13 protein-coding genes are annotated in these 12875 nt (G+C 52.8%); 6 read left to right on the top strand and 7 right to left on the bottom strand.

Annotated elements, in window-relative coordinates:
- Positions 1–362: 362 nt before the first annotated feature.
- Positions 363–1268 carry a LysR family transcriptional regulator gene (locus HF675_RS22985; protein WP_187044791.1) on the bottom strand — a complete coding sequence of 302 codons (906 nt, stop codon included), beginning with the start codon at positions 1266–1268 and terminating at the stop codon, positions 363–365.
- A 151-nt stretch (positions 1269–1419) separates the two neighbouring features.
- Between HF675_RS22985 and HF675_RS22990 the strand changes: the two genes are divergently transcribed.
- Together HF675_RS22990 and HF675_RS22995 are read left to right on the top strand one after the other, a co-directional pair.
- Positions 1420–2421: a zinc-binding alcohol dehydrogenase family protein gene (locus tag HF675_RS22990; protein WP_187044790.1), complete on the top strand. Its 1002-nt coding sequence runs from the start codon at positions 1420–1422 to the stop codon at positions 2419–2421.
- 419 nt (positions 2422–2840) lie between these two features.
- Positions 2841–3503 carry an HAD-IB family hydrolase gene (locus HF675_RS22995; protein ID WP_187043840.1) on the top strand — a complete coding sequence of 221 codons (663 nt, stop codon included), beginning with the start codon at positions 2841–2843 and terminating at the stop codon, positions 3501–3503.
- Positions 3504–3633: 130 nt separating this feature from the next.
- Here HF675_RS22995 and HF675_RS23000 read toward each other — a convergent pair whose 3' ends face one another.
- Genes HF675_RS23000 through HF675_RS23025 form a run of 6 tightly spaced genes read right to left on the bottom strand, consistent with a single transcriptional unit; the run spans position 3634 to position 8143 of the window.
- Positions 3634–4209 (bottom strand): TerD family protein, encoded by a 576-nt coding sequence (locus HF675_RS23000; RefSeq protein ID WP_105229287.1) that lies wholly within the window; start codon positions 4207–4209, stop codon positions 3634–3636.
- 36 nt (positions 4210–4245) lie between these two features.
- Positions 4246–4824: a tellurium resistance membrane protein TerD gene (terD, locus tag HF675_RS23005; protein WP_105229286.1), complete on the bottom strand. Its 579-nt coding sequence runs from the start codon at positions 4822–4824 to the stop codon at positions 4246–4248.
- A gap of 48 nt (positions 4825–4872) precedes the next feature.
- Positions 4873–5913 carry a TerC/Alx family metal homeostasis membrane protein gene (locus HF675_RS23010; RefSeq protein ID WP_105229285.1) on the bottom strand — a complete coding sequence of 347 codons (1041 nt, stop codon included), beginning with the start codon at positions 5911–5913 and terminating at the stop codon, positions 4873–4875.
- 16 nt (positions 5914–5929) lie between these two features.
- On the bottom strand, positions 5930–6385 hold the full coding sequence (locus HF675_RS23015) for a tellurite resistance TerB family protein (RefSeq protein ID WP_105229284.1): 456 nt from the start codon (positions 6383–6385) through the stop codon (positions 5930–5932).
- Between the two features lie 22 nt (positions 6386–6407).
- Positions 6408–7559, bottom strand: coding sequence for a TerD family protein (locus HF675_RS23020; protein WP_187043841.1), 1152 nt, complete (start codon positions 7557–7559; stop codon positions 6408–6410).
- 2 nt (positions 7560–7561) lie between these two features.
- Complete coding sequence (locus tag HF675_RS23025; protein ID WP_187043842.1) at positions 7562–8143, bottom strand: TerD family protein; 582 nt, start codon at positions 8141–8143, stop codon at positions 7562–7564.
- 632 nt (positions 8144–8775) lie between these two features.
- Between HF675_RS23025 and HF675_RS23030 the strand changes: the two genes are divergently transcribed.
- The 4 genes from HF675_RS23030 to HF675_RS23045 are packed head-to-tail and all read left to right on the top strand — an operon-like array spanning position 8776 to position 12700.
- Positions 8776–9918, top strand: a complete 1143-nt coding sequence (locus HF675_RS23030; protein ID WP_187043843.1) for a phosphoribosyltransferase domain-containing protein — start codon at positions 8776–8778, stop codon at positions 9916–9918.
- Positions 9911–10684, top strand: coding sequence for a hypothetical protein (locus tag HF675_RS23035; RefSeq protein WP_187043844.1), 774 nt, complete (start codon positions 9911–9913; stop codon positions 10682–10684). The genes HF675_RS23030 and HF675_RS23035 overlap by 8 nt, the downstream gene beginning before the upstream one ends.
- 1 nt (position 10685) lies before the next feature.
- Positions 10686–11765 carry a cysteine protease StiP family protein gene (locus tag HF675_RS23040; protein WP_187043845.1) on the top strand — a complete coding sequence of 360 codons (1080 nt, stop codon included), beginning with the start codon at positions 10686–10688 and terminating at the stop codon, positions 11763–11765.
- Entirely contained in the window at positions 11765–12700 is a 936-nt protein-coding gene (locus HF675_RS23045; RefSeq protein WP_105229278.1) for an HpcH/HpaI aldolase/citrate lyase family protein, read from the top strand. The genes HF675_RS23040 and HF675_RS23045 overlap by 1 nt, the downstream gene beginning before the upstream one ends.
- The last annotated feature ends 175 nt before the right edge of the window (positions 12701–12875 follow it).

Below are 12875 nucleotides of genomic sequence, written 5' to 3' on the forward strand. Positions count from 1 at the left end.
TCCGATCTTAACCGTGTAAACAGCGCAAAGATAATTGGTTGTGCAGATCAATGTGATCTGATTGATCGCTGAAAACGATCAATCCACGACAAAATAAAAGGTTATTACTTAGGGTATTATTTAAATAATCAATTAATATTGGAAATATATTGATTTTTAATTGTGCAGAAATTGAATGGAAACAGCGATTCAATAACCTGCCGCAGTAAGATTAATGCTGTAGAACCGGGCGGTTATATATATTTTAGGAGTAGTAGATTAGGGTTTATCATCCGTAATATAAATAAGAAAAAACCTATAAAATGACGCCGTAAGGGAAACAGGCGCCATTCGCAACGGGGAAGACCTTCATACCGGCGCGGCTACCGTCGCCCGGCGATATCGCTCAGCGCCTGTTGCAACTGCCGGTACAGTTCGCGAATCGCCGGCGAAAACTGGCGCCGGTGCGGGCAGATAAAGTTAAGCGGCGCCGCCTGGCCCGGGATCTGCGGCAGCAACACTTCCAGCCTGCCGGCGGCGATATCCGGATAGAGATCGATCCACGACTTATAGACAATGCCCATGCCGTCCACCGCCCAACGCCGGGCAACGTCGGCATCATCGCTGATCAGCCGCCCGTAAACCTTCAGCTCCTGGCTCCCCTCCTCGGGATAAAACGGCCAGCGGTCCCAGGCGTGACCGTTGATGGTAAACAGAATGCAGTGGTGATCCACCAGCGCGTCCAGCGTCTCTGGCCGGCCGTGGCGCGCCAGATAGTCTGGCGAGGCGGCCAGCACCCGCCGGTTATTGTCCGCCAGCGGCAGCGCCACATAGCTGCTGTCGTTCAGCACGCCGTAGCGAATCGCCACGTCTACCGGGTCGCGGAACACATCGCTTACCTGATCGGAGAGCGACAGGCGCAGCGTCAGCTTCGGATGCTGCCGACAGAAGGCATTGAGCAGCGGCAACAGCAGATTGCGGCCGGTGTCGGAAGGCACGGCGATTTTCAGCTCGCCGCTGAATTCATGATCCGTATTGTGCAGACTTTCCGCCCCCGCCTGCACGATCGCCAACATCTCCAGCGCGTAGGGCAGATATTTTTCCCCCTCCGCCGTCAGGCGCAGGCTGCGGGTGGAACGGGCAAACAACCGCTTATCCAGATCCCGCTCCAGCCGCTGCACCGCCGCACTCACCTGTCCGGGCAACAGGTCCGCTTCCCTCGCGGCGTTGGAAAAACTGCCCAGCGCGGCGGAGCGGACAAACAGCGTAACGTCCTCCAGACGAATCATCATTTATCCCCATTATTTGAAGTCTGACGCTATCACTGTAAATGATTTTCACAGCAGGAGTGAAAGTCCTGCTCTCTGTCCGGCATGTTTCACCCACCGGCCGGCGTTTAACATACATTCATTATTCGTCGTATTAATAAGGAACCGCATGATGAAAGCCATTGTTTACAGCCAGAACGGTTTACCCATCGCCGACCCGCAGTCGCTGTACGAAACCGAGCTGCCCAAGCCACAGCCCGGCCCGCGCGATCTGCTGGTAAAAATCCGCGCCATCTCCGTCAACCCGGTGGATACCAAGGTACGCAACGGTGCGCCGACCGATGCGCCGCGCATCTTGGGCTGGGACGCCGTCGGCGAAGTAGAAGCCGTCGGGGCAGAAGTCAGCCTGTTTAAACCGGGCGACGAGGTGTTTTACGCCGGCTCCATCGTGCGCCCCGGCTCTTATGCCGAGTATGGTCTGGTGGACGAGCGCATCGCCGGCCGCAAGCCGCAGTCGCTGAGCGACGCTGACGCGGCGGCGCTGCCGTTAACCTCGCTGACCGCCTGGGAACTGCTGTTTGACCGACTGGAAGTAAAACCAGACGAAGACGCGGCGCTGCTGATCGTCGGCGCCGGCGGCGGCGTCGGTTCCATCATGACCCAGCTGGCGCACAAGCTGACCGGCCTAACGGTGATCGGCACCGCCTCGCGGCCGGAAACCGCCAAATGGGTGAAATCTCTCGGCGCGCACCACGTCATTGACCACAGCCGGCCACTGACGGAAGAACTGAAAAAAATCGGCATCGATCAGGTGCGCTATGTCGCCAGCCTGACCCACACCGATAAACACTTCGGCCAGATTATCGAAGCGCTGGCGCCGCAGGGGAAAATGGGCGTTATCGACGATCCGCAAACCCTCGACGTGATGCCGCTCAAACGCAAGGCTATCTCGCTGCACTGGGAGCTGATGTTTACCCGCTCCATGTTCGAGACCGCCGATATGCAGCGCCAGCACGAGATTTTGCAAAACGTCAGCCGCCTGATCGACGACGGCACCCTGCGCTCGACGCTGGGCGATCACTACGGACCGATCACCGCAGACAACCTGCGCAAAGCCCATGCCCTGATCGAAAGCGGCAAAGCGCGAGGCAAAATCGTGCTGGCCGGGTTTTAACGCGCTATTTTGGGCTTTATGGTAAGGAACTCTATTGCCGCGGTATGCGGCAATAGAGTATGAAGAGAATCAAACCGCGGCGCTTGCTAGCCGTGGTAACACGCCAATACCCGCCGGCTGGCGGCACGATTGATAATAATATCAGCTTATTCAACACCAACGCTTTGCCCTACTGCAGCAGAGTGTGGAACCGAAATCCGTTCAGAGAAATGAATCCTTCACATTAAAAAACGACTAAAGGTGTCGGTCGAAAAAAATATTCCCCAGAAGTTTTATCACTTTAAAAATCACAAATAGCATTGATATTTCATACTTCAATATATAATATCCATTATGTTACTTACAATAATTACATATCACCTTCAGGAAGGTTTATATTTTTATTATTCATTTAATTAATTTATTCATCTTAATAATTTATGACCCAGATCATTAAAACAAAAAACCATGTCCTTTCTGTCTTTGACTTTGACGGTACTCTGACCAGGCATGATAGCTTTCTTCCTTTCTTACGCTTTGCATTTGGCAAACGACGCTTTATCAAGAATATGGCAAAACTCGTTACCCCGACGCTCAGGTGCATGCGGCGAAAACTCACCCGTGATGAATTGAAAGAAGTATTGATTACCCTATTCCTCACCGATGTTAATGAAGCATGGTTAACACTCAAAGCCGAAGAGTATTGTAAGCGCTATTGGACACACCTTATGCGCCCAAAAGGTTTGATGGCCGTCGCTTATGAAGTCTCCTCCGGTGCAGAAGTCACCTTATGCTCGGCATCGCCCATGCTCGTCCTCCAGCCTTTTGCCGACAGGCTGGGAATAAAGCTTATCGGTACACGGTTGGAAAGCATTAACGGCGTACTCACCGGCCGTATCGTCGGCCATAACTGCCGTTGTATTCAGAAAATCCACCGGCTTGAAGCAACCTATGGTTCTCTCAGTCAATTTCACCTGAGGGCCTGGGGCGATTCGCGGGGAGATTATGAGCTGTTAGCCGCGGCAAAGGAGGCATATTGGCGGCATTTCCACCCCGTCAGGGGTTTTAGCAAACGACCTGTCGCCCATAAACACATTCCTTGAGCGTTTATCAACAGCATCAGCTATCCGGATGAATAGCACAAAAAACCCGCAACGGTTTGGTACCGTTGCGGGTTATGAAAAACGTATTTAGCCGAACCTGCGCCGGCATGGCGGTAACAGAACCAAGTTGTCAGATATTCACGCCATGCTGAGCAGCAAGCGCGGATAACCCCCCGGCATACCCCTGACCGACCGCTTTAAATTTCCACTCGCTGCCGTGACGGTACAGTTCGCCAAAAATCATCGCAGTTTCAGTCGAGGCATCTTCGGACAGATCGAAACGTGCGATCTCGGCACCGGTATCATTGTTATAAACACGCATAAAGCTGTTATTTACCATGCCGAAGTTTTGTTTACGGCTTTCAGCCTCATAAATAGTGACCGAAAAAACCAGCTTTTTGACATCTGAAGAGACTTTCATCAGGTCGATTTTTACCTGCTCATCGTCGCCGTCACCTTCACCGGTACGGTTGTCTCCCTGGTGCTCAACGGCGCCATCCGGGCTGGTTTTATTATTGAAGAAAATAAAGTGAGAGTCCGACAGAACCTTACCGTCCTCACCCACCATAAATACAGACGCATCAAGATCGAATCCTTGACCATCAGTAACACGGGCATCCCAACCAAGACCGACCATTGCGACATTCATGGTAGGGGCTTCTTTAGTCAGGGATACGTTACCGCCTTTAACGAGAGAAACTGCCATGTTTAGCTCCTGCTAATAATTAAGTACGGGCTTCCATCAAGATGCGTTGATACCGTATTGAGCACAGACAGATGCCAGCCCGCCGGTATACCCTTGCCCAACGGCGCGGAATTTCCACTCGCCGTTGTGACGATAAAGTTCGCCGAACAGCATCGCGGTCTCGGTAGAGGCATCTTCCGTCAGGTCGTAACGTGCAACCTCAGTCTGGTTATCGTCATTGACCAGGCGGATAAATGCGCCGGAAACCTGACCAAAGCTCTGACGACGCGCCTGCGCATCGTGGATGGTGACCACAAAAATAACTTTATCTACATCCGCAGGAATGACATCCAATTTGATCTTCAGGGACTCATCATCGCCGTCGCCTTCACCGGTGCGGTTATCACCGGTATGGGTTATCGAACCGTCGGTTGATGTCAGGTTGTTATAGAAGATAAAGTCGGCATCGCCACGCACTTTGCCATTCGCAGCCAGCAGAAAAGCAGACGCATCCAGGTCAAAGTCCTGACCATCGGTAGAGCGAGCATCCCAGCCCAGACCAACCAACACATTTTTCATGGTTGGCGCTGTTTTTGTCAGAGAAACGTTACCGCCTTTCGAAAGAGAAACACTCATTAGTTAACCTCATTATTAATTATGGGTTTTAGTCGGGAGGCTTGGAGATTAATTCCCCTTAACCTCGGGTTCATCCTTTGCCGGGAATAAGACGCTTGCCAGAATGCCCAACGCCAGAACACCCAGAACAATATAAAGACTGGTTGTCGCTGCAATGCTGTATCCATGGTGCCAAATATGATCCGTCGCATTGAGGCCCAGTTTTATCGCGATAAAGAACAGCAGCACGATCACCGCTTTCTCCAGATGAACCAGATATTGCTTCAACGCTTCCAACACGAAGTAGAGCGTGCGCAGGCCCAGAATGGCGAACATCATCGCGCTATAGACGATCAACGGCTCGCGGCTGACCGCAATAATTGCCGGCACCGAATCAAAGGCAAACATCACATCAGAGAGTTCGACTACGGCGACACACAGCATAAGAGGCGTCGCATAGAGGGCGGCTTTTCTACCGCGCCCGACGGTTACATCATGGTTTTCCGGCTCCCTTAATGCCTCATCGACCTCCTTCTGGGTCAACAGGAACGCGTGGCCTCTCAGTTTCGGCCAAATAGGGAAAAAGCGTTTTACCATGCGGTAGGCCAGATGCTGTGAGTAATCCTCGATATCGTCATCATCGTCTCCGCTTTTGAGCATCATGACCGCGGTCCATGCCACAACCAGCGCAAAGACGATTTCAACGTACGGCCCCAGGCTCAGCAGGCCGGTACCCAGCGCAACGAAGATCCCGCGGAAGACGATGGCACCGATGATGCCCCAGTAAAGAACCCGGTGGCGATAGCGATCCGGCACGGCAAACCAGGAAAAAATAGCCATCATGACAAACAGGTTGTCGACGGACAGCACTTTCTCCAGCGCATAGCCTGTCACAAAGAGGCTAGCGACCTCCGCGCCATGATGAAGATAAAGAAAACCGGCAAAGGCCATTGCGACAACGACCCAGAAGACAGACCAGAGGGCAGCGCTCTTCAGTGAGATCGGCTTGTCGTGGCGATGCATAAACAAGTCAATAAAAATGGCGCCAACCGCTAACGTGACAAAAACGATAACGGTTTCAGCCGGGAAACCAATATGTGTTGCATCCATGATGAACCCTTAAAGATCAGAGGCCAAATTCTGCCGGGGAGAAACCCAACGCAACGGCAATTTCACGTACGGCCGTTTGCTCATCCTGATCAAAATTGCCGTCGCTTTTGGCAACAGCGATACCTACACGTAGCGCCAGCTGCGCTGCCTCCGGCTGATCTTTAAGTGCAAGGGCATACTTCATGGTTTCCCCTTTGCCGATCTCCATATCGAAATCAAAGCTGGAGACCAATTTATTGAAAAATTCGATCACTTCGCTGGTGTCGAAAACTTTCAGTTCTTCAGAAGAACGCAGAAAGCCCATCATTTTTTGTTTTTCTTCAGCGCTGACGCCATCACTCGCCACAGCAATACGTGCGCAAATGGCAACCGTGCCCTGCATAAATTTTTTGTTCTTGTAACGGCCAACCTGACGGGTCAATTCTTCACGCCCCGTATTGAATGCGCCTTTTACTTTGCCAATAAAGCCCATACCGTAATCCTTCACTATGCTGTTATTTAGAACCGGCGGTCCAACGAAACCCCCAGTTAAACGCCCTGTCCATCTCCTGTTGACCTTTAAAATACTGATTGATGCGCTCAACCTTGATGGAACCATTCTCGTTAACCAGTCTGGCAATCGCGCACAGGGTGCGACGGTTTTCACCTTCGGTGAGCCGGGTTTCGATCGGCGGCTGATCCGGCACATGAATCGTTACGACGCCATCGGTCTTATCCCAGCTGGGAACGCCCTCATAGATAAAGGCGTAAATCAGTACTTCATGAATGTGTTTCCACTCGTGGCCGTTGATATGCAGCCATTCGCCGTCAGAAACCTCTCCGGTACGGTCATCCCCCTGTAGCTGCACGTAAGGTTCGCCGTGGTAGCTGCCAAATGCATTGCCCAATGCCTGAATAACCGACTTATAGCCGTCCCGGAGCTTGACGAATGCTCCCAAATCAAGGTCGATGCCTTTAGCGCCAAACATCCCGGCAAAACCAGAGCGGCTGCTTCCCCGGTGCCAGTTCAGGTTAATGCGGATCTCACCAAAATTGTCGCGCTTGGTAAGGCTGATCGCCGGTTTGTCTTTCGTCAGGGAGACTTTACTCAGGCTGATTTTATTTTCTGGCGGCGTAGTGACCACGGGGGGAGCTGCCGCCGGAGCCGGCTCATCAGCGATATCCACGCCATAGTGCTCGGCAAGCGGCTTCAGCCCGCCATTAAACCCTTGCGCTACAAAGCGAAATTTCCATTCATTATTACGGCGATAGAACTCACCCAGTATCAGCGCCGCTTCCTGTCGCCCCGCAAGCTCGACATGCCCGCCGGCAAGGTATGAAGCGCCCTGCTCAACCTCAATACGGAGATTGCGCAGCGCCGAAACGGTCTGCTGGCCGTCACAGGTGACCGTGAACGCCACTTTCTGTACATCGGCATGCAGCTGGTTTAACAACACGGTGAATAGGGTGCTCTGGCCTTCACTGACCAGGCTGATTGAGCCGTCATCGTTGCGGGGCTGACCGTAAAACACCATGTCGGCATCGCCCCTGACTTTGCCGTCAGCAAACAGACGGAAGGCGGAGGAGTCGACAGGGCCTCCGGCGGTGATCCGGACACAAAGCGCCTGCGAAGGAACGGGGACGTTGCCCCCTGGAGTCAACATCATGATTAGCGCACCACGGTAGCGACGATGTCATCGTGCATATCGTCAATCGTGCGACCACGGCTGGCATTTCCATGGGCGGTGAAATCCCAGTTATTGTTATTACGACGTAATGAAGCAATCACAATGCCGGTATGCGATCCCTGCTCGGTCAGTTCGTAGCGAGCCAGCTCGGTACCTGACTGATCGACGACGCGGCAAAAAGCGTTGTCGACGTCATTGAAGGTTTGTCCGCGGAAGCTGTTGACGGTGAAGACAAGGTATTCAACCTTGGCAGGCAGCTTGCTCAGATTCACCTCAATCACTTCATCATCGCCATCCCCTTCACCGGTCAGATTATCTCCGCCGTGAATTACAGAACCGCAGCTGGATTTAAGCTTGCTGAACCAGACAGTGTCAATTTTATTTCCAGCACCATCCATAAGAACACAGCTGGCATCCAAATCAATCGCATCGTTTTTGCCAAAGATGCTTGCCAGCAATCCTTTTTTCTTAACCGGATCCCAACCTAGTCCGAATTGAAGCCGGCTTAATGCAGACGATTGTTTACTGAGTGACACAGTCTGATTCTTGCTTAAAGAAACCATATTTCATTCCTTGGAGAGGTTTAATTATCACAATAAATTTAGCTATCAACAGGCTGGGTAAAAATCATATCATGATGCACAACCCTGACAAGGGAAAGTTTATACCCCTTATCGATCATAAATATAAAAAACACAAAATAACAGATAAAAAACAAACAGTTATACAATAACAACCAAGCATAAATGTATCATAGCCACAGAAAAACTTATCATCAGCATATAATTGACATTGCCTCCCTCCATTCATAGACTGGCCTACTCGTTTTTTCCGTGTTTTTCCGTTATGCATTTATTCGCAAAATTTATCTTGTGGAGTCTCACCAATCCAAGCAAGTATTACGGAAGGCGCTAAGTATTTTCTTAATAATTGTAAGAATAATGTTATCGATAATACATTCATCACGCTAATGATAATGGAATTATCTTAATAAAAATAAATCAAATAATAGAAAATTCTTAGCTTCGGTTATTTCTTAATTAAGTGAAGCATGATGAATGAAATCGGGTGCGGTTTATTTTTTGACGCTAACGTCCAGCCGGAAAGACTCACAACGCCCACGCGGCGGCGAGATCGATAATGATGCGCCCCGTCCCCCTGCTCAACATACTAACCACCTGAATTGAGGCCAATTATGTCTTTAATCACTGAGGGTACCGTCTACCGCCAGGCACTGCATAGCGGTACGATTCAGGTTACCTCCCAGCGTGGCGATTATGCGCTCGAGACATTGTTTGAGATTGCCGAAAGACGAAATCCGAAGCGGGCCTTTCTGTTCGTCAGCAAGGTGCTGGGAAGACATATCCCGGTAGCGCCACGGGTTATGCGTCAGGTCTACCGTCAACTCGCCGGCCAGTTCCCCGCTTCACTCCCTGAACCCGTACTGTTCATCGGGATGGCGGAAACAGCCGTCGGCCTGGGCGCCGGCGTATTTGATGAGGTCAGGCGGCAATATCGTCATAGCGTTTACCTCACCTCAACACGCCACCCTGTCGAGGGGGAGCTGCTGTGTGAATTTAAGGAAGAACACAGCCACGCCACCGACCATCTTATTTATCAGCCCGAATCCGCTGAAATGCGTCGCAGGGTAGCGGCAGCCCGCACCCTGGTGCTGATCGACGACGAGGCCACCACCGGCAACACATTTATCAACCTGCTGACCGCGTTACGCGGTACAGGAAAGCTTGCACGGCTGGAGCAGATTGTCGCCGTGACGCTCACTGACTGGAGCAACGACGCATTACTCCAACGTAGTCCGCTCCCCGTCAGCGCTATATCTCTGGTCAGTGGCCAGTGGCGCTGGGAACCCGCATCGGATGCCGTCGTGCCGGTGATGCCCTCCGTCAATGTGTCCTCCCGCGGTACCTGGGACATAGTGGGAAAACAATCCTGGGGCCGGCTGGGTATGACTGAACCTGCCGGCGATTTAGGGCGCAATATTACGGCGTCATCAGCGGAACGTGTTCTGGTCCTGGGAACCGGCGAATTCGTCTGGGAACCCTACCTACTTGCAGAACGACTGGAACAAGCAGGTGCCGCCGTTGTTTACAGTTCAACCACCCGTTCTCCCATCGCTACCGGCTTTGCCATTAAGTCAGCGATTACATTCACGGACAATTATGGTCTGGGCATCGCCAATTTTGTTTATAACGTGGCCCACCAGCACTTTGACCGCATCCTGCTATGTATCGAGACGCCCGCACAGAGTGTGGACAGCCTTCTATTAAAGGCGCTGGCCGACGTGGCTCCCGCAGTGGAGATTGTGACTTATGAATAAACCAGTTGCTCTCAGCGATCTCGACGACACGCTTTTCCAGACCCGGCGCAAAATGGTTGGCGCACTGGCGCAGCAACCTTTTCGAACTGCGGCCCTCGACAAAGATCTGCACCCGCGCAGCTTTATGAGTGAAGAACAGTCCATGCTGGTGGATTGGTTACTGGAGCATGCGGAGCTTATTCCGGTGACCGCCCGTGGGACAGAGGAAATCAGCAGGGTTAACATCCCCTTCCGTTCGTGGTCCATAACGACGCACGGCGCGGTCATCCTGGCGCCGGACGGAACGCCGGATCAGGAATGGCAGGCAATTATGCTGCGGAATCTGGCGCCCTACCGGGAAAGGCTGCTTTCAATGCAGCGGTCCATCACCCGTATGATGGAAGTCAGGAATATTAACGCCTGGGCCAGGCTAAACGTCGAATATGACAACACCCCCATCTATCTGGTGATAAAACACCGGGACAGCACCCGCCTTGATGAGCTTTATTCCCTGGCTGATGACCTTGCACAGATCTTCTCTACCGAGGGATTTTACATCCACCGTAATGGCAATAACGTCGCCTGGGTGCCTCAGCCTGTTGAGAAAGGGCTGGCCGTCTCCTGGCTGCTGGACAAACTCAGAGCGGAGCGCGGCATTTTCCCGGTCATCGGCCTTGGCGACAGCCTCAGCGATCATCGGTTTATGACACTGTGTAGCTGGTTTGCAATCCCTCGCCAGAGCCAGTTCGCCGATGCCATTACGCAGCATATTTTCGGGGGAAAATAATATGCGGTTCATTAAGCCTTTTTCCGGCTCTTATTTATCTGATGACGTACAGTTTTTGTTAAAACCGGTCGTGATGGACATGACGCCGGTAGAGAGAAAAGAAGAGCTGATCCAGTCAGGCCAAAAGCATTACTCGGATATGTTAAGCCAGGAACCCGCACCGACTCCCTGGCATCTTGATTTATTCTCCCAGGCCCTGAAGCGAGGCGCCGACAGGCTGGCGCGAGAAGTCACGCAAATCGCCATCGCGCTGGCGCACCGATTCAGTGATGAACCCATTGTTTTAGTCAGCCTTGTCAGAGCCGGTGTACCGCTCGGCGTCATGCTGCACCAGACGCTGCGGGATATGGGTAAAACATCCTATCACTATGGCATCAGCATTATTCGCGACCGGGGGATTGATTCATCAGCTCTGGAAATTATTGAAGGCCGTCACGGTACAAAGGGCATAGTGTTTGTTGACGGATGGACGGGTAAAGGCGCCATCACGGGTGAGCTAGTCCGGGCTTTGGCAGGACGAGCGGGCTATCCGCAACAGCCTCGCCTCGTGGTGCTGGCCGATCCTTGCGGCTGTTCATGGTTGGCAGCCAGCGATGATGACTGGCTGATACCGTTCGGCATTATGGGCGCGCCGGTCTCCGGGCTTATTTCTCGCTCGGTATGGTCTGCCGAAGGGTTACACGGCTGTGTCATTTGCGACCATCTGCGCGACTATGAGTGCAGCCGCATGCTGGTGGGCATCGTCGCGCATCACCGCAAACAGCTAGCCCTGACTTCGCTTGCGCCACTACGCTGGCGCAGGGAAAACAATGCCGGGCTCTGGCAGACAAGCCGCGATGTTATCGCCCACCTTGCCGACACATACGCCGTCGACAGCGTAAATCGCATCAAGCCCGGCATCGCCGAGGCGACCAGAGCCGTGCTGCGTCGCGTACCGGACCATGTTTTTGTTCGCACGATGGACGACCCTGACGTTGCCCTGCTGGTCGGCCTTGCCCGGGATAAAGGGATCGCTGTGACCGAAATGGGTAACGCCATTGGTCAGTACAGAGCCGTCACCATCATAAAAAAGGTTCTTTGATGAAAAATCGTCTCTCTCCGTGGAATCTCGGCGCTACGCTCTATATGCCCGCCACCCGGAATGATATCGCCGATGCCGTGATACGCGGCAAAATCCCGGGCCTGCGTTCGCTAATTATTTGTCTTGAAGATGCGGTTAGCGAAGCGGATATCCCGTTCGCTCTGCAAAATCTTAAACGGCTTATGCAGGAGCTGAATGCGGCAAAGGCCGCCAAGGGTAATGACGGCTGGCCGCTGGTGTTTATCCGCCCCCGGCATGCGGAAATGGGAAAACGGCTGATCGAGCAGCTTGATTTAACCGCCATTGACGGGATGGTGCTACCCAAGTTTATCCTTGCCTCATTGCCGACCTGGTGGACGCTGATATCAGACACGCATTTGTGTCTGATGCCGACCCTTGAAACCGAAGATGTCTTTGATATCGTTCACATGCGTGAGCTGGCTGCAACGCTGGTTTCACACCCCTGCCGCAACAGGATTATTGCGCTACGCATTGGCGGAAACGATCTTATGAACGTCATCTCATTACGCCGACCGCGCAACCTGACGCTATATGACGGCCCGATGGGCTACGTGATAAAAATGCTGGTTTCCGTTTTTGGCCCGAAGGGTTTTTCACTGACCGCGCCCGTCTGCGAACATATTGACGATTATGCCGTCATGGCCAAAGAGCTATCGCTTGATATCTCTCACGGGCTGGTGGGTAAAACAGCGATTCATCCGGCCCAGATTAGCATTATTGAACAGGCGCTGATGGTCTCTGCAGATGAGCACGCGGATGCACTGCGTATCCTCAATGCCACGCAGGCCGTGTTTAAGTCTCAGGGCGCGATGTGCGAGCCGGCAACGCATCGTCGTTGGGCTGCCGGGATCCTTAAGCGTGCCTGTATTTACGGGTTATCCGGTGAACAGAGCGGGAGCGCTACGGCCGTTTAAACATCAGCCCCCCTATGACAAAAAGCTACCGTCCCGCATACAACAGCGCGTCAGCGTGGCGGCCTCGCTTGATGGTGCGCGGGCCATTCCCACAACGGAGGGCTCAGCGAGGCTGATAAAGCCTGGCACCGCGCCCTCCTGCATACCGGCCTGCGCCGGTTTATCGGGACATCAT

The sequence above is a fragment of the Serratia sp. JUb9 genome, from assembly GCF_014298095.1.
Lineage (GTDB): Bacteria > Pseudomonadota > Gammaproteobacteria > Enterobacterales > Enterobacteriaceae > Serratia_B > Serratia_B rhizosphaerae.